The 16,557-nt window shown below is 67.5% G+C and carries 19 protein-coding genes and 1 pseudogene; 9 read left to right on the plus strand and 11 right to left on the minus strand.

What is annotated here, in order from left to right; translation table 11 throughout:
• A pseudogene (locus FCG67_RS25500) lies at positions 1 to 155 on the minus strand (MspA family porin); the annotation flags it as partial.
• 187 nt (positions 156 to 342) lie between these two features.
• Here FCG67_RS25500 and aztD point away from each other — a divergent pair.
• Positions 343 to 1,593, plus strand: coding sequence for a zinc metallochaperone AztD (gene aztD, locus FCG67_RS23280; RefSeq protein ID WP_425467880.1), 1,251 nt, complete (start codon positions 343 to 345; stop codon positions 1,591 to 1,593).
• Positions 1,594 to 1,623: 30 nt separating this feature from the next.
• Here the strand turns inward: aztD and FCG67_RS23285 are convergent, their stop codons facing one another.
• The 4 genes from FCG67_RS23285 to FCG67_RS23300 all read right to left on the minus strand — a co-directional run bounded on the left by FCG67_RS23285 (position 1,624) and on the right by FCG67_RS23300 (position 5,340).
• Positions 1,624 to 2,847 carry a globin domain-containing protein gene (locus tag FCG67_RS23285; protein ID WP_136911959.1) on the minus strand — a complete coding sequence of 408 codons (1,224 nt, stop codon included), beginning with the start codon at positions 2,845 to 2,847 and terminating at the stop codon, positions 1,624 to 1,626.
• A gap of 97 nt (positions 2,848 to 2,944) precedes the next feature.
• Complete coding sequence (locus FCG67_RS23290) at positions 2,945 to 3,160, minus strand: hypothetical protein (RefSeq protein ID WP_136911960.1); 216 nt, start codon at positions 3,158 to 3,160, stop codon at positions 2,945 to 2,947.
• 115 nt (positions 3,161 to 3,275) lie between these two features.
• Positions 3,276 to 4,196, minus strand: coding sequence for a pseudouridine synthase (locus FCG67_RS23295; protein ID WP_136911961.1), 921 nt, complete (start codon positions 4,194 to 4,196; stop codon positions 3,276 to 3,278).
• A gap of 49 nt (positions 4,197 to 4,245) precedes the next feature.
• The gene (locus FCG67_RS23300; protein WP_136911962.1) at positions 4,246 to 5,340 is read right to left on the minus strand and encodes a Gfo/Idh/MocA family protein; all 1,095 of its coding nucleotides are present in this window, start codon (positions 5,338 to 5,340) and stop codon (positions 4,246 to 4,248) included.
• Between the two features lie 308 nt (positions 5,341 to 5,648).
• Between FCG67_RS23300 and FCG67_RS23305 the strand changes: the two genes are divergently transcribed.
• The 3 genes from FCG67_RS23305 (at position 5,649) to FCG67_RS23315 (ending at position 7,383) form a co-directional block, all read left to right on the plus strand.
• Positions 5,649 to 5,843, plus strand: coding sequence for a hypothetical protein (locus FCG67_RS23305; protein WP_136911963.1), 195 nt, complete (start codon positions 5,649 to 5,651; stop codon positions 5,841 to 5,843).
• Positions 5,844 to 5,962: 119 nt separating this feature from the next.
• Entirely contained in the window at positions 5,963 to 6,841 is an 879-nt protein-coding gene (locus FCG67_RS23310) for an oxidoreductase (protein WP_136911964.1), read from the plus strand.
• Between the two features lie 8 nt (positions 6,842 to 6,849).
• Positions 6,850 to 7,383 carry a VOC family protein gene (locus FCG67_RS23315; RefSeq protein WP_097214187.1) on the plus strand — a complete coding sequence of 178 codons (534 nt, stop codon included), beginning with the start codon at positions 6,850 to 6,852 and terminating at the stop codon, positions 7,381 to 7,383.
• 18 nt (positions 7,384 to 7,401) lie between these two features.
• On the opposite strand, the gene FCG67_RS23320 is transcribed toward FCG67_RS23315, so the two are convergent.
• Both FCG67_RS23320 and FCG67_RS23325 read right to left on the minus strand, forming a co-directional pair.
• On the minus strand, positions 7,402 to 7,830 hold the full coding sequence (locus FCG67_RS23320) for an organic hydroperoxide resistance protein (protein ID WP_097214247.1): 429 nt from the start codon (positions 7,828 to 7,830) through the stop codon (positions 7,402 to 7,404).
• A 40-nt stretch (positions 7,831 to 7,870) separates the two neighbouring features.
• A complete protein-coding gene (locus FCG67_RS23325; RefSeq protein ID WP_136911965.1) occupies positions 7,871 to 8,311 on the minus strand; it encodes a MarR family winged helix-turn-helix transcriptional regulator in 441 nt (146 codons plus the stop codon).
• 242 nt (positions 8,312 to 8,553) lie between these two features.
• Here FCG67_RS23325 and FCG67_RS23330 point away from each other — a divergent pair, with 242 nt between their 5' ends.
• Positions 8,554 to 9,342, plus strand: coding sequence for a putative protein N(5)-glutamine methyltransferase (locus FCG67_RS23330; protein WP_136911966.1), 789 nt, complete (start codon positions 8,554 to 8,556; stop codon positions 9,340 to 9,342).
• 134 nt (positions 9,343 to 9,476) lie between these two features.
• A complete protein-coding gene (locus tag FCG67_RS23335; protein WP_136911967.1) occupies positions 9,477 to 10,220 on the plus strand; it encodes an SDR family oxidoreductase in 744 nt (247 codons plus the stop codon).
• A gap of 40 nt (positions 10,221 to 10,260) precedes the next feature.
• Here the strand turns inward: FCG67_RS23335 and FCG67_RS23340 are convergent, their stop codons facing one another.
• Positions 10,261 to 11,439 carry a serine hydrolase domain-containing protein gene (locus FCG67_RS23340; protein WP_169310603.1) on the minus strand — a complete coding sequence of 393 codons (1,179 nt, stop codon included), beginning with the start codon at positions 11,437 to 11,439 and terminating at the stop codon, positions 10,261 to 10,263.
• A 305-nt stretch (positions 11,440 to 11,744) separates the two neighbouring features.
• Between FCG67_RS23340 and FCG67_RS23345 the strand changes: the two genes are divergently transcribed.
• A complete protein-coding gene (locus tag FCG67_RS23345) occupies positions 11,745 to 12,323 on the plus strand; it encodes a hypothetical protein (protein WP_136911968.1) in 579 nt (192 codons plus the stop codon).
• Between the two features lie 63 nt (positions 12,324 to 12,386).
• On the opposite strand, the gene FCG67_RS23350 is transcribed toward FCG67_RS23345, so the two are convergent.
• Both FCG67_RS23350 and FCG67_RS23355 read right to left on the minus strand, forming a co-directional pair.
• Positions 12,387 to 12,836 (minus strand): hypothetical protein, encoded by a 450-nt coding sequence (locus FCG67_RS23350; RefSeq protein ID WP_136911969.1) that lies wholly within the window; start codon positions 12,834 to 12,836, stop codon positions 12,387 to 12,389.
• On the minus strand, positions 12,815 to 13,363 hold the full coding sequence (locus FCG67_RS23355; protein WP_136911970.1) for a DUF4262 domain-containing protein: 549 nt from the start codon (positions 13,361 to 13,363) through the stop codon (positions 12,815 to 12,817). Before FCG67_RS23355 ends, FCG67_RS23350 begins: the two co-directional genes overlap by 22 nt.
• A gap of 463 nt (positions 13,364 to 13,826) precedes the next feature.
• Here FCG67_RS23355 and FCG67_RS23360 point away from each other — a divergent pair, with 463 nt between their 5' ends.
• Positions 13,827 to 14,309 (plus strand): hypothetical protein, encoded by a 483-nt coding sequence (locus FCG67_RS23360; protein WP_136911971.1) that lies wholly within the window; start codon positions 13,827 to 13,829, stop codon positions 14,307 to 14,309.
• A gap of 115 nt (positions 14,310 to 14,424) precedes the next feature.
• Here the strand turns inward: FCG67_RS23360 and FCG67_RS23365 are convergent, their stop codons facing one another.
• Positions 14,425 to 15,549 (minus strand): 3-ketosteroid-9-alpha-monooxygenase, oxygenase component, encoded by a 1,125-nt coding sequence (locus FCG67_RS23365; RefSeq protein WP_136911972.1) that lies wholly within the window; start codon positions 15,547 to 15,549, stop codon positions 14,425 to 14,427.
• 53 nt (positions 15,550 to 15,602) lie between these two features.
• Here FCG67_RS23365 and FCG67_RS25270 point away from each other — a divergent pair, with 53 nt between their 5' ends.
• Positions 15,603 to 16,175, plus strand: a complete 573-nt coding sequence (locus FCG67_RS25270) for a TetR/AcrR family transcriptional regulator (RefSeq protein WP_211243307.1) — start codon at positions 15,603 to 15,605, stop codon at positions 16,173 to 16,175.
• The last annotated feature ends 382 nt before the right edge of the window (positions 16,176 to 16,557 follow it).

Raw genomic sequence — 16,557 nt, forward strand, 5'->3', positions numbered from 1 at the left:
ACACTCTCACCGGTGCGGGAGACGACCGCACCCGGCCCGGCCTTCTGCCCGTCCGGCAGCGGCACGAAGGTGTCGGCATGCGCCGCACCGGTCGACATCAGGCCGATCGCCACGGCCGCGGCCGCACTGATGCCGGCATTGCGGAACTTGCTCATTGAATCCCCTTCGTGGGGCCGCGGTGCGTGGGCATGCGGCGCCAGGTCACATGGAAATGATTTCCAGAAACCTAGGGAGGGTAGGGGCTTGCTGTCAAATGCGCTCCCAGGGAAGGGCTTTCGGTCAAATGGGTGCACGCATGCGCATTATATACTTTGACAATCATTTGCAATAAGGCCGAAGCTGATGGGCATGACCAAGACCCCCATTCCTCGTGTTCGCGCCGCGGCGGCGTCCGCCGTCCTCGCGACTGCCCTGCTCGCCGGCTGTTCGTCCGGGATCGACCCGCAGGACCAGGCCGCCGCCGCTGGATCCGAAACCGCTGGACCGGTGGAGGGTTCGGGCGCGACACCGCGTCTCGCGGTGTCATACGACGGTGGCGTCCTGGTGCTCGACGCCGAGAGTCTCGAGGTGGTCGGGCAGGTGCCGGTCGACGGCTTCACCCGGCTGAACCCGGCGGGGGACGGCAGGCATGTCCTCGTCACGACCGGCGACGCCTTCGAGGTGCTCGACACCGGGACCTGGTCCGAGCCGCACGGCGACCACTCGCATCACTACACCGCGGCCCCGGCATTCACCGGCACCGAGTTTGCCGCGAACAAGCCCGGCCACGTGGTCCGGCACGCCGATCGCACCGTGCTGTTCCATGACGGGTCCGGGCTGGTCGAGATGTTCGATCCGCACGGGCTGGCGGACGGGAAACCGGCGGTGGACAGCCACACGACCGCCGCGCCGCACCACGGGGTTGCGGTGGAACTGGAGAACGGTGGGCTGATCACCACGCTCGGCGACGAGAAGACCCGTACCGGCATCGTTGTCCTCGACCGCGAGCGCCGGGAGGTCACCCGCAACGAACAGTGCTCCGGCGTACACGGCGAGGCGTCGGCCGCGAACGAGGTCGTGGTGTTCGGATGCCAGGACGGGGTGCTCGTCTACCGCGACGGCGCGGTCACGAAGATCTCGAGTCCGGACGCCTACGGCCGGATCGGCAACCAGGCAGGCGCGGACAACTCCGACGTGGTGCTGGGCGACTACAAGACGGACCGCGACGCCGAACTCGAACGGCCGCAGCGGGTGATGCTGGTCAATACGACGACCGCCGCGATGACGCCCGTCGACCTCGGCACCAGCTACACCTTCCGGTCCCTCGGTCGTGGCCCGCGCGGCGAGGCGCTGGTGCTGGGTACCGACGGCTTCCTGCACGTGATCGACCAGTACACGAGGGCGGTGACCAACCGGATACCGGTGCTCGGCGCCTGGACCGAGCCGGAGAAGTGGCAGTCGCCGCGGCCCGCCCTGTTCGTCGACGGCGCCACGGCCTACGTCAGTGATCCGGCCGCGAAGTCGATCCATGTGGTCGACCTCGAGACCGGCACCGTGGTCCGTTCGGCGGTGCTGCCGCAGTCGCCCATCGAGCTGACCGGTGTCGGCGGCTAGCTGTACTACGGCCAGCCGCCGAGCGGAGGGTCAGCCTGCCGACGCCCAGCTGTCCGGGCCGAACACCTCGTAGTGGATGTGCTCGGCCGGGACACGGCGTTCCATCAGCGTCTCGCGGACGGAGAGCATGAACGGCAGCGGCCCGCACAGGTAGACCTGGGTGTCCGGCTCGATCTGGATGGCGGACAGGTCCGTCCGGCCGAGGTGCGTGGTGTCGCCCGCGGGCCGGGCGCCCAGGTCCTCGTACCACCGGTGCATCACCGCGAACGGCATCCGCTGCACCAGCTCTGTCAGCTCGGCCCGGTGCGCATGCTGGGCCGGGGAGCGGTCCGCGTGCAGCACGGAGACCTGGCGCGGGTCGCCGGTGGCGGCGAGGTGGTTGAGCATCCCGATCATCGGGGTGCAGCCGATCCCGGCGGACACCAGCAGCAGGGGAGCGTCGTCGTCCTCGAGGACCAGGTCGCCGAAGGGTAGCGAGATTGAAACCTCGTCTCCCTCGAAAAGATTGCGGTACAGGTGGTTTGAGACCTCGCCTGCCGGAGTCGCTGACCCATCGGGCAGCGTCTGTGCCGGGACCGCCTTGACGCTGATCTGCCACTCGGACTGCGACGGCGCGCCGACCAGGCTGTACTGCCGGATCTGGCGCGCGCCGTCGGGCAGCCGGACGCCGACGGAGACGTACTGTCCCGGCCGGTACGCGGGCAGGGGTTCGCCGTCGGCCGGCTCGAGGATGAAGGTGACGGTGTCCGCGGACTGGAGGACGCGTCGGCCCACCACCATTCGGCGCCAGACGTCGCCGGCCTGGACCCCGGACGCGGAGTAGAGGTCGGCCTCGAGTCCGATCAGGGTGTCGGCCATCAGCCAGTAGACCTCGTCCCAGGCGGCCGCGACCTCCGGGGTGACGGCTTCGCCGAGGACCTCCACGATCGCCTCGAACAGGTACTTGTGCACGATCACGTACTGGTCCGCGGTGATTCCGAGCGAGGCGTGCTTGTTCGCGATCCGCGACATGATCAGTTCCGTGCGGGGGGCGTCGGGGCTGACCTGCAGTGCCGCGAATGCGGCGATCGCGCCGGCGAGGGCCTTCTGCTGCTGGCCTTGCTTCTGGTTGCCCCGATTGAACAGATCGCGTTCGAGTTCGGGATGCGCGGCGAACATCTTCGGATAGAAGAGCGCGGTGATGTCCTCGATGGCAGCGCCCACGGCGGGGAGGGTCGCCTTGATGACTTCGGTGGATGCGGGGGAGAGGGTCATGACCCGACGGTATTTAACTTGCATCTGAGATGCCAGTATTGTGACGCACTCCACTACGGTGCGTAGTAGGTCGCCTACCTGTGGGTTCGCCGGTTTCTCAGGCAGCGTCCGGCAGGTCGGTGAGGCAGGATGCGGCGTGTGCGGCCAGGAACTGGTCGGCGTCCTCCTCGTGGCCGGTGGTGGTCAGCAGCTCTGCGAGGATGTGGGCCTGGCGGAGGTTCGCGGCCCGCGCGACGGCCTCGAGGAAGTCGCGATCGCTGAAGAGGTCCGCGGTGTCGTCTGCGCGCTGGAGGATCATGCAGAGGTCGGTCATCTCGGGCTCCGATCGGTGTGCGGATCAGCCGGGGTGTCCGGCGGTTCGGGTTTTTCCGATATACCGATGGTGACGGAGATCTGTGAGCGCACGGTGTGCGCTCCTTGGCAATTCGCTAAGGGTTGGGTTTGCTGGTCCGCTCCCAGGCGGACAGGTGTCGCTCGCTCACGAAGCGTCTCGGCTCGCCTGTGTGCGGGTCGGAGAATTCAATCGAGCGCGCCAGGAGTTGCAGGGGATTCGAATAGTCCTCCGGTGCAACGTCATACAGTCGTGGATAGAAACTGTCGCCGACGATCGGGATGCCGAGTGAGTTCAGGTGAACCCGTAGCTGGTGCATCTTCCCGGTGCTCGGGAGCAGTCGATAGCGGGCCAAATCGCCGCGCGCCTCGAGCAGCTCGATGCGGGTGTGGGCGTTCGGTTCCCCCGGTGCCTCGATGCACTGCAGCATTCCGCGTTCCTTGATGATGCGGCTGTGCACGGTCCGCGGCAGTGTCAGCGCCGGGTCGAATCCGGCGATCGCCTCGTACTCCTTGGTCACCAGTCGCTGTTCGAACAGCAGTTGGTACGCCCGCCTGGCCTCCTGTCGGACCGTGAAGACCAGCACGCCTGCCGTCACGCGGTCCAGGCGATGAGCGGGGGTGAGCTCGGGAAGGTCCAGGTCGCGGCGCAGCCGGACCAGCGCCGACTCCACGATGTGCCTGCCCCGCGGCGTGCTGGCGAGAAAGTGTGGTTTGTCCACGACCAGCAGGTCCCGGTCCCGGTGCAGTATCTCGATCTCGAACGGCACCCGCGCCTCGACCGGCGGGTCTCGGTAGAGGTATACGAACGAGCGCGGCGCGAACTCGGTCTCGCTGGTGACCGGCACCCCGTCCCCGCCCATCACCTCGGCCAGTGCGACCTTCTCCCGGAGCCGCGCCGCATCGTCGGGGAACCGGGCGAGCAGGTATTCCATCACCGTGGTCCATGGCCCGCGTTCGGGCAGCCTCAGCCGGGTGGGGTTGAGGCCGTCGCGGACGGGGAGCGGGGCGGCGGACACACCTCGGAGGGTAGGCGGTCGCCCCCGGGCGAGGCCAGAATCGGCCGAGCTAGGGCGCCTCGACCCGCACGGACCGTCCCTCGCGCGCCGAGCGGCGAATGGCGTCCAGCACAGCCTGTCCCGCGACGCCGTCCCGGAAGGTCGCCGCAGGGGGCTCGTTCGGGTCGGGGGCCTGTCCGAGGATGCGCCTGCGGAACGCATCGGCGAGCCGGGCATACGGGGCGCGATCCAGCCCGGTCGAGTGCATCCAGTCGTAGGTGGTCTGGAAGAGGTCGTGCGGCGGCGGTTGTGGAGCCGGGTTGGACAGGTCGGCGGGCATCGGTACCTCGTGCTCGCCGGTCGCGTCGGCGTGAAACACCTTGTCGCCGTTGATCGACAGCGTGCCGAGCGTGCCCGCGATGCGGGTGGTCATCAGCAGCGGCCCCCATGCGCCGACCGTGCTCTGCAGCACGCCGTCGACTCCGGTCGTGGTGCGGAAGTGCACGGTGAAGGAGTCCTCCGCGCTCTGCCCACGGTCGGCGACGACCGGCAGCCCGGCGCTGACCATCTCGAATTCGCCTAGGGTGCTACGGATCTGGTCAATCATGTGGGTGCCCTGTGCGCCGAGCCAGCCGCCGCCACTGCTGGCGTCTGTCCACCAACCGGGCGCCTCGCTGCCCTCGGCGGCGAACAGCGGTAGATGCATGAGGAAGGTGGCGAGCCGCGGGGCGCCGATCGCCCCGCTGCGGATCTGCCGGGTAAGCAGCGCCTGGGGGCTCGCGTAGCGGAACTCGGTGCCGATCATGTGCACGACGTCGGACTTCTCGGCGGCGGCCAGCATCGCCCGAGCCTCGCTCAGGTCTGCCGCGAACGGCTTCTCGCACACCACATGCAGCCCTCGCTCGGCTGCCTCGACGGCCAGCGCGGCATGGGTGTGTGGCGGCGTCGCGATGGTGACTGCATCGATGTCCGCGACCGAGAGGGCCTCGTCGAGGGAGGTCGCGGCATGCGGTATCCCCATGCGCTCGGCACGGTCCACGGTGCGGTCTCGATCGCGGCCGACAAGCGCGCGGACCTCGAACCCGGAATCCCGGAACGCCGGTACGTGGGTGATGCAGCCGAAGCCGGTCCCGATCACGGCCAGTCCAAGTGTCTTGTCCGTCATGTTTCCTTCTGAATGGGTAGTTATCCGATGCAACGGTTGCGAAGGTCTATTTCCATGTGCAAGTCGAGTAGATCGTATGCAGCGTAGCGATATTCGCAATGCTGACGTGAGCGATCGACAGCTGGTATAGCGTGCCGCGCATCAAGAGCCGGTGCCGGCGTAGGCATCGGATACGACCGAATTGGAGCCTGAGAATGAACCGGCGTCTTGTTGCGAGCCTCATGTTTGTGGCTGCAGGTCTCTTGGCAGTGCCCACGACGGCTCACGCCGCGACGCCTCCGACGTCGGAGAACTGTGAGGAGTCGAACATGGGCGGCGGGGATCCCGGCTGCACTGCCGTCGCCGGATCCGTTGCAGCACGGCCGACCGCGGTGTCCGACGAGTGTGACGAGACGACAGACGAGCAGTCATGCGCAACCGCCGGCGGATCCAGCAATTTCTCCGTCGACGAGCTGATCAAGTCCTTCTCGGGCGGGTTTGCGATGGACAGCCATATCGGCTGAGTCGCAAGCACCGAACATCGAGTGTGGCCGGCGCCCGAGGCGTCGGGTAGCTCCGACCAAGCTCCCACCAGGCGGTCGCGGATCCATCGGATCCGCGACCGCGACAGTAAGCTGGCGGCATGGGGAAATGGACCGCGCGGGACATCGCCGACCAGACCGGCCGCACCTTCGTGGTGACCGGCGCCAACAGCGGGCTGGGTGCGGTCGCCGCCCGCTCACTGGGGGCGGCGGGAGCCTCCGTGATCCTGGCCTGCCGCAACGTCGACAAGGGCAATGCCGTCGCCGCCCAGATCGGGGAGAACGCGCAGGTGCGCCGCCTCGACCTGGCCGACCTGGCATCGGTGCGCGAGTTCGCCGCCGGCGTCGAGAAGGTCGACGTGTTGATCAACAACGCGGGGGTGATGGCCGTGCCGAAGGGCGCCACCGCCGACGGGTTCGAGACGCAGTTCGGCACGAACCACCTGGGCCACTTCGCGTTGACGGGGTTGCTGCTCGACCGGATCTCCGATCGCGTCGTCACGATGTCGAGCCTGTTCCACCGGCTCGGCAGCATCGATCTCGACGACCCGAATTACCAGCGCCGCACCTACCGCCGCTGGCCGGCGTATGGGCAGTCGAAGCTGGCCAACCTGATGTTCGCCTACGAGCTCGACCGTCGACTGAGCCAGGCGGGATCGAGCGTGAAATCCGTTGCTGCCCACCCCGGATACGCGTCCACCGGCCTGCAGGGGCACACCGAGTCCATCTGGGACCGACTGATGGGCATCGGCGACCTGATGGCGCAGAGCGCGGAGATGGGCGCCCTGCCCGAGCTCTACGCCGCGACGGCGCCCGACGTGGCCGGCGGCACCTACTTCGGGCCCGACGGGCCCTTCGAGCAGCGCGGCTACCCCAAGGTGGTCGGCTCCTCCTCGAAGTCACGAGACAAGACGGTGGCCCGGGCGCTGTGGGGCGAGTCCGAGCGGCTGTCCGGCGTCACCTACTCATTCGAAAGCTGAGCACACAGATGTCGATTCGCCGACTGAACCATGCTGTGCTGTTCGTGGCAGACCTCGAGCGCAGCCTGGCGTTTTACCAGGACGTGCTCGGATTCCGTCCGCTCCCGGGGGGATTTCCGGGCGCGGCCTTCCTACAGGCCGCGAACTCGGCCAACGATCACGACCTGGGCCTGTTCCAGAGCCCCAGTGGGCCGAGCCGCGCCCGCCAGGGCGACGTGGGGCTTTACCACCTCGCCTGGGAGGTGGACACCCTCACCGATCTGGCGTCGATGCGCGAGAAGCTCATCGAGGCAGGGGCGCTGACCGGTGCGAGCAATCACGGGTCGACCAAGGCCCTGTACGCCAGGGACCCGGACGGTATCGAGTTCGAGGTGTGCTGGCTCGTTCCGGACGACCGGGTGGAGGAGGAGCTGGTGCCGGGCATGCCGCCGACCCGCCCCCTCGACATCGACGGCGAGATCGAGAGGTACGGGCCGGAGACCCCGAGCGGTCCGCGCACCGATCCCGCCGTGTGGGAACGGATCTTCGCCCGCCGGTCCTGAACTGCTTGTCGGCGAGACCTATTCGTCGGCCTCGGCCACCACGAGGGTGACCTCGATGTTGCCGCGGGTGGCGTTCGAGTACGGGCAGACCTGGTGGGCCTTCGCCGTCAGGTCCTCGGCCTCGGCGCGTGCCAGGTGCGGTAGCGACACCTCGAGGGTGACCTCGAGGCCGAATCCGCCGCCGTCGAGCGAGCCGATGCCGACCCGGGCGCCGACCGCCGAGTCGGCGACGTTCGCCTTGGCCTGGCGGGCGACCAGCTGCAGCGCGGAGTGGAAGCAGGCCGCGTAGCCGGCCGCGAAGAGCTGCTCGGGGTTGGTGCCGTCGCCGGTGCCGCCCATAGCGGTCGGGATGGCGAGATCGAAGTCCAGCCTGCCGTCCGAGGAACGGGCGTGGCCGTTGCGTCCGTCGCCGGTGGCGAGGGCCTCAGCGGTGTAGAGCGTCTTCATCTGTTTCTCCTTCGGTGGGTGGGGAATGGGTTGGCGGGGTTCAGGGTCGGGTCGAGAGCTGCAGTGCGCGGGTGACCCGGACCAGGGCCTCCCGGAGCGCGGCCAGCTCCGGTTCGGACATCCCGGTGGAATCGGCGAGTCGGCGCGGGATGTCCTGCGCGCGGTCGCGGAGGGTCCGTCCGGTGGCGGTCAGGTGGATCTCCACGCGGCGCTCGTCGGTGCTCAGGCGCCGGCGTTCGATGAGTCCGATGCCCTCCAGTCGCTTGAGCAGGGGAGAGAGGGTGCCGGTGTCCAGGCCGAGCTCCGTGCAGATCTCGCGGACCCCGCGGCCGTCGCGCTCCCAGAGCGTCAGCATCACCAGGTACTGCGGGTAGGTGAGGCCGAGATCCTCCAGTAGTGGGCGATACGCCGCGGTGGCGGCGCGCGAGGCCGAGTAGAGGGCGAAGCACACCTGCCGGTCGAGGGCGAGTTCATCCGTCACGAGACTGAAGGTAGTGCACGGTTATGTTGTGCACAACCAAGTGTGACGCGGCTCAAACGGCGCTCGGTATATCGGTGGCCGCTCCGTGATGGCTCGGGTATCGTTCCCGTCCGCAGTAGTCGTCCGACCGAGGAGGTGAGACCGGTGTCCGTTTTGGCAACCCGGGTGCTCTCACCGTGTGCGGTCCGACCGGCGTAGGTGATCGCGAGAGCGCCCATCGGAATTTCCCGAAAGGCGTTCCCATGTCTGCTATCTCATCGCTGTGCCCGCAAACCCCGCTCGTCGCCCGGCTGCGCGCCGCCGGCTGTGTCTTCGCGGAGGACGAGGCGCGCCTGCTCGCCGCCGCCGCCGCGACCCCCGACCACCTCGAGGCCATGGTGGACCGACGTGTCGCCGGCCTGCCCCTCGAGCAGATCCTCGGCTGGGCCGAGTTCTGCGGGCTGCGCATCGCCGTGGACCCCGGGGTCTTCGTGCCCCGCCGTCGCACCGAGTTCCTCGCCCGTCAGGCGGCGGCCGTCGCCCATCGCAGGGCGGTCGTCCTCGATCTCTGTTGCGGGTCCGGTGCGGTGGGCGTCGCGCTGACCGCGGCCGGGGGCGACATCGAACTGCACGCGGTCGACGTCGATCCGGCCGCCGTCCGCTGCGCGCGCCGCAATGCCGCCGGCGCCCGGGTGTACGAGGGCGATCTCTACGATCCGCTGCCCCGGTCCCTGCGGGGTCGGGTCGACGTCCTGGTGGCCAACGCGCCCTACGTGCCCACCGGCTCGATCGGGATGCTGCCGACGGAGGCCCGCGTCCACGAGCCGATGGTGGCGCTCGACGGTGGGACCGACGGCGTCGACATCCAGCGCAGGGTCGCCGCAGGCGCCACCCGCTGGCTGGCGCCTGGCGGACACCTGTTGATCGAGACGAGCGAACGGCAGGCGCCGCTCACGGTCGACGCCTTCGCCCGCGGCGGACTGACTCCCCGGGTTGCCCGCTCGGAGGAGTCCGGCGCCACCGTCGTGATCGGAACCAGGCGCCCCGACTGAGGGCACGGTGCCGGGTACCGTCAATCCTGCGGTGCGTGCGTGTCGACGTAGCCACCCGCCTTGCCTTGGACCGAGTGGACCAGACCCGCGCGCGACTGCGCATGTGGGTGTCCGACGAGGTGGGAGGAATGAGCATGAAGATCGTTGTGATCGGCGGCACCGGGCTGATCGGCTCGAAGCTCGTCGCTCGATTGAGTGAGGCTGGCCACCAGGCGGTTCCGGCGGCACCCAGTACGGGCGTGAACACTCTCACCGGCGAGGGGGTCCACGAGGTGCTGCAGGATGCGAACGTGGTGGTCGATGTCTCCAATTCGCCGTCGTTCGCCGACGACGACGTCATGAACTTCTTCCGGACCTCCACCGCGAACCTGCTCGAGGCCGCCGCCGCGGCCGGCGTCGGACACTATGTCGCCTTGTCGGTGGTCGGTACGGATCGGTTACCGGAGTCCGGGTACCTGCGGGCGAAGGCGGCGCAGGAGGAATTGATCACAGGGTCGGGCCTGCCCTACTCGCTGGTGCACGCGACGCAGTTCTTCGAATTTGCTGGTGGCATAGCCGATTCCGCGAACGTCGACGGCGAGGTGCGGCTCCCGGACGCCGGTGTGCAGCCTATTGCCGCGGACGAGGTGGCACCGGCCGTTGGCCGAGCTGCGGTGGGCGCCCCGCTGAACGGCACCGTCGAGGTCGCGGGTCCGGAAGTGTTCGGCATGGACCAGTGGATCCGCACGGTGCTGGCCGCGCGTTCCGATCCGCGCACTGTGGTCACCGATCCCCTGGCGCGGTATTTCGGGGCGGTGCTGGGGCCCGAGAGCCTGTTGCCCGGCAGTGGCGCACAGCTGGCGCAGACATCACTGTCGGAGTGGCTGGCCCGCCAGTGATCTGATCGCGGAGCACTGCTCACCGCAACGACGCCTCGGCTTACCGGGTGCTGGGACCTCCGGCGCACAGTGCGTGGTCGATCAGGGCGCTGGCCGCGTTCTCCTGCTCCTGAATGTGTTCCAGGGTGTCGCCGCGTGCCTCGGACATGGAGACCACGGCGCTGTGTGTGCCGTCGTCGGTGACGCCGTTGAGGGTGATGAAGCCGCCGTCCCCGCCCTCGTGGCTCCAGTAGGTTCCCCCGCAGCTCAGGGGGCGTTCGACCAGACCGAGGCCGTATCGGCCGTCAGGCCACATCTGTTGGACCTCGGCGCTCACGGGGACGGTCTGCTTCATCTTGTCCAGTTGCTGCGTCGGTATCAGGCGGCCCGCGAGCAGCGCGCGGAAGAATTCGTTCTCGTCGTTCGTGGTCGTGACCCACGACAGGTTCTCGTACACCGGTATCTGATCGGTGACGTCCACCACGGAACCGGGGCCGAAGAACTCGTAGGCCTGCGCGTGCGGCTGGGGCAGGGCGGGGAAGGTGCCCATCCGCCGGGTCTGATCGAGGCCGAGCGGGCGCAGGATGCGGTCCTCGATCTCCTGGTGGACGGGTTGACCGGTGGCCTTTTCGATGATCATGTCGAGCAGGACGTAGCCGGTGTTGGAGTACCCCCAGCCCTCGCCTGCCAGGAAGGCAGGCGCGTGGGCCATCGCGCGGGCGACCAGCTGCTCGGGTTCGTAGACGTCGTGGCGCTGCTGGTAGTACTCCTCCGGCGTGGTGTATCCGGGCAGGTCGTCGCGGATGCCGCTGGTGTGCTGGAGCAGTTGGCGGATGGTGATCCGGCTGCCGTCGTTGCCGTTGCCCTGCACTACTCCTGGCAGCCAGTGGTCGACGGTGTCGTCCAGGGATACCCCGCCCTCGGCCTCCAGTTGGAGGACCACCGTGGCGACCAGGGTCTTGGACGTGCTGGCCATGCGAAAGTAGCCCTCGGAACGAACAGGGCGGCCGGTGTTCCGGTCGGCGGTGCCGCTGGTGGCGACCGACTGCCGACCGTCAGGCTCGATCGCTCGGGCCTGCACCCCGCTGACACCGAGGGCGTGGATCGCCTCGGTGTCCTGGCGCAACTGCTCCACAGACGAGTCACCGGCGGAATGGACGACGGCGGCCGCCACCCCGGCGACGAGAATCGTCGCGACACCGAGTGCCACCGCGAGGTGCATTCGCTTGGTCGAAGTCATGAACTGAACGCTAGTTTCGCCAGCACCGGGGCACATCCGGGCGCACCCCTGAGACCGAAATGGGGGAAGACCCCTAGCGTGGGCTGTCGCCAACGGTGTTGTCATTCATCTGTCGTCGGCAATTGTTCAGGCTTCGCCATCGCGCCGGCGGGTTCGCCGACCTGCGAGTGAAACCAACACCCCGGCAAGTGGAATCGCGGGTGGCCTGGAGGTCGTGCAGATTTCCGCGGGGCCGGCGTTGGTCCGGCACGACAACGACACAACAACCGCAGGCTTGCCAGCCGGCAGTTGATAGCGTGATCGCCGTGACAGATCTGGAAGACCTGGTCCTGACCCCCGGCGAGCGGGCCAAGGGGGTCCGGGTCGACGGTGTGATGTTCAGGATGGACTGGACTGGTGAGGACTATCCAGGCCATCTCGCGGCGTTCGTGGCTGGTCGGGTACGGGCCTTCGGGGCGGAGCCGACGGACGTCGACACCAACGTCGTCTACCGCGCGGCCGAGGTCGACCCGTCTCTGCGCCGCGGCGATTTCCCGGTCCGCCAGCTCGATCATCTGTCCTGTGTGCTGGCAAATCTCGGCTGCACGCTCGCGGTTCGGGACAGCGGCACCGACACCTACGAGGTGCTGGTCGCGCTGACCGGTGAGCGTGAGCTGACAGAGTTGACAGAGCTGACAGAGCTGACGCACGAGGGCCTCCCGGTGCGGGCCTGGGGCTCGGAACCCGACGAGACCCTGGTCAGCCTGAACTGCCCGAACTGCTCGGAGATGCTGGTCTGGGAGCTGCCGGCGACCGAGATCCTGGCCGACGAGCGCTGCGATTGTGGAGCCGCGTTGTTCGACGATGGTGGCCGCCCAATGCCCAGCGTCACTCTCCACGACTGAGCCGCGACGTCCTGCAACCGGGCGCGAGCTCGGTCCGGCGATGAAATTCGGGGTATGTCCCGCCTATGCCATGCCGCGCAGGTGGCCAGAGGGGCTGTGGTCGATCTTCCAGTCCGTGTACACGCCGAGCGTCCCGTCTCGCAGACACCGAAGCCCGATGCTCACCCAGCGCACGTCGTCGCTCCCGTCGTCGACCGGGGCGAAGCCGACGGCGATGGCGAACTCATCCCCGCCGCAAGGGCATTCGCACTGGGCCGGTTCGGACTCGGGCCAGTGGTCCACGCTGTCGGCGATCAGGACGGCGTCGTCGCAGGCCACGCACAGCCGTTCGGCGCAACCCGCCTCGTCGTCCACGCCTATCGCGAAGGTTCGTCCGCCGCATCTCGCGCACACCGACTCGGTGACGGTGTCGACGTCGTAGCCACCGGCGCGGTAGTCCTTCACATACGCGGCGAGGGTGGCGAAATCCTCGCTCTGCCCTGGAGTTGGGTTCAGAGTTCTGCCGTCCAGCATCCGGCAGGGTGCTCGCTCGGCGGCAGCCATAACTGTGGCTGCGACCCTCGATGCCTCTCCTCGGCCTGGGCTTCCCAGTGGAAGCGGTCCTGCACGTCGGGCCACGCGACTTGCAGCACAGGAAAAGACGCCTTCCGGTGGAAATCTATGGCCCGCCCGAAGAAGGTCCGGTACCAGCGGGGATCGACCTGCCTGAGCGCGACTTGGCGGTCGCCGATGACGTCAGGATGCTTCTGGCCGTCGGCCAGTACGGTGCCTGCGGCGGCCATCTCCCCGAGCGCATTGAGGATGCTGTGCATGGCGTGGACATCGATCCCGAACATTGCGAGTTCCGGTGCACCGTGGGTGTGCGAGAGGCCGATCGTGTAGGCGAAACCAGGACCGATCTCGTCCTCGGGAACCATGACGACGTGCCATCCGTGCTGCCGCACATTGTCGATGATCGTCAGCTCAGCCCGGTCTGCTTCGTCTCGGTCGCCGTAGTCATGACACAGGATGCAGCGGCACTGGGACGGATCGTCGATCATGGGCGGAGGTTACGTGGTGAGCGCCTGAGTTGCGCTCCCCGGGGCTTGTGAGCGGGCTCCAGTGGCCGCGAGGAGCTTGGGTGACCAACTGCCAACTTCGGTGCCCGTTCACAGCGGCCACCGTTGTCGTCGTCGGATGCGAATCACCAAGGTTGTTGGCAATTCCCGAGGACCTGACCTGCGGTGTGCCGACAAACGTGACCCCTTCGGTCGCGATCGTGGTCAAGATCGTCGACCTCGCTGGACGCGGGGTCGACTCCGGGGAAGCAGCGGGGCAACCCGGAACATGGCCGAGCTCCGTAACGCGCGGAGGGAGGAAACAGACACATCGGTAGGTTTCAGTCAATCCGGCATGTGGGCCTCGCTGATCAGGCGACTGTTCGCGGTGACCGCACTGGCTGTTGGCGCTGAATGACGATCAGTTTCAGTCGTGCTGCTCAGCACGGAACGGGGGAGGAACAGCATGAGGAAACTCATCAGGGGTCGCAGCGCGATCGTCGTGGCCGTACTGGCCACAACGATGATGCTCGGCGTCGGAACGGCAGGCGCGGCACCGGTGCCGGCGCGGGCCCTGGACACGTGGGCGGTGTCGGACGACATCGGTCGGTGCGGCATCGTCCGTATCCCGATGACCGTGGGACTGGCCAGTGGATGGCCCGGCGGCGAGGCCTACATCCTGCTGTCCCCGGAGTTCTACCTCCCGGACCTGACCCATCGGCTGACCCAGTGCATGATCGCGGTGACGGTGCACTGGGAGAACCTCGACACCGGCGGCACTGGCAGTCGCACCGTGTATCCGATGGACAGCAGGGAGAACCCGGCTGCCTACCAGACCTCCGGGAACGCCGCATATGTCGCGTCGGGGCTCGGACGTGTCCGGTTCTGGCTCAGCACCGCGACCCCGCACGTGTCGGCGCCGCCGATCGAGACCGTCATATCGCTCTGATTCGACCCCGCGCTATCGAGCAGGCGACGTGACGTGGTCATCGCAGCCTCGGGCGTGGTGGTGGATGTCGGCGTGCCGGCTTCGGTGGCAGACCGGGTGAGGAGTCGCCTGCGCCCTATCTTGCGTTCTGGGCGGCCAGGTTTCGCGCCACCTCGGCCTGCCACACGTCGTTCGCGCGCGCGGTATCGATCTCGTATTCGTAGCGCGCGGTCATCTCCGGGGACACGTCGCCGACGTCGACATAGAACTGCCGGTACCACCGCCGCAGCTGGTAGACCGGACCGTCCTCCTCGGTGAGCAGGGGGTTCTCGATCCTCGTCTTCGACCGCCACACCTCGATGTCCTCGAGGAAGCCCCGGCTGAAGTTCTGTGAGAACGCCCGCGCCATCCGGTCGTTCTGCTCGTCGGTGAGCCCCGGCAGCTTCTGCACCGCAATTCCCCATTGCAGCATGAAGGACTCGGACGAGATCGGATAGTGCGAATTGATCAGCGCGACCTCGATCACCGAGTCCGGCGCGACGTGATTGTGGATGAGATTCACCATGTAGGCGGGGCCGAAATAGGTTGCCTCCGAACGAAGATGCGCGTCCTCCGAGAAGTGTTTGCCTGCGCCGAACACATCCGGGCGGGCCTTCGAATGCATGAACTGCGATGCGCAGTGCCCGTCGAGCACGTTCTTGAAGTAGGTCGGATAGGCATGGTGGATGTAGAAGAAGTGCGCCATGTCGACGGTGTTGTCGATGATCTCCCGGCAGTGCGAGCCCTCGATCCGTTCCGAGTTCCACACCCAATCAGTCCATGCCCCCGAACCGATGCCGTCGATCGCCGGGGGCAGCAGATCCGTTGATGCATCGGACCCTTCGGGGTCGTGCCAGATCAGCAGCTGACCGTTGCGCTCCGCCGTAGGCCACCTGCGGGTTCTGGCCAGCCGGGGCACCCGGCGTGCATAGGGAACCCCCGTGCAACGACCGGTGGGCCCATCCCAGCGCCAGTCGTGGAACGGACAGGCGATCGCACCGTCTTTGATCGTCCCGCCCGACAGGTCGGCCCCCATGTGTCGGCAGTACGCGTCGAGCGCCCGAAGCTCGCCGCCGGTTTCGGCGAAGACCACGATCCGGGTCCCGAATGCATCGAGGCCGTGCGGCCGGCCGTCACGAAACGTGTCGGCGAGCCCCACGCAGTGCCAGCCGCGCGCGTAGCGGTCGATCGGCCGGCCGGTGTCTATGTCCCTATAATCCATACCCCGGATTTAAGCGCGCGCGCTTAAATCCGTCAAGGGTATGTTCTCCATCCATGACCGTCGACGCATTGCTGATCGCTGGCGAACGACTGTTCGCCGATCGCGGCGCCGATGTCCCCCTGCGCGAGATCGCGATCGCCGCGGGCCAGCGAAACAACTCCGCGGTGCAGTACCACTTCGGCGATCGCCGAGGCCTGATCGCGGCGATCGTGCGACGGCGGTTGGAGTCGGTGGAGGCCTCCGGCGCCCGGCTGCTGGTCGGTGTCGACCGCGGTGACACGCACGCGCTCGTAGAAGTGCTGGTGGCTTCCCTCGTCGATGCATCGGTCGAGCAGGGCAGTACTCACTACTTCCGGTTCCTAGAGGTCATGCGCACCCAGGTGAAGGGGTGGCCGGCCGGTGAGGACACCACCTGGTCGATGATCACGAACACGCTGGCCGAACTCCTCCCTGAGGGCACGCGGCGGGAGCGGATCAGCCGCATCTCATCGATGGCGACCACGCTGTTCGCGCTCCTGGCCGACTTCGAGCGTGCACACCAGGGCGACGACCGATTCGGACCTACGCAGCCGCAGATCGTGGAGATGCTCGTCGGGCTCCTACGCGCACCGATGAACCGACGATGACGGCACCGCTGCTCTCGCGACAGGAATCGTCATAGACCTGTCACAGATTCGTCTGCGGATGAGTCGATGATGATGGCAGGACTGTGGAAGGGCGCCACACGAGCTGATCAAGGTAGACGCCCTGGTGGGATGTCTGTCGAAGGCTGAGTGTCCGGACGGTTCTTTGAAGCCGTAGGTCCAGCCGGCCGTGTCCAACGCGAACGAGATCCATCCGGGTACGTGGAGTCCGAAGCGGCAGCGATGCCCGTTTGCCTTCGACGGAACCGTTGGCGGCGAGCAGAATTCGCCCGGGACGACGGTTCCGTGATGAACGAATAGTGAACGTGCGTATGAGAATTCGAGTGCAGGTCTGTCGAGATGGTTTAGTCACTGACCGGCGTGC

The organism is Rhodococcus oryzae (assembly GCF_005049235.1).
In the GTDB taxonomy this organism is placed as follows: domain Bacteria; phylum Actinomycetota; class Actinomycetes; order Mycobacteriales; family Mycobacteriaceae; genus Rhodococcus_G; species Rhodococcus_G oryzae.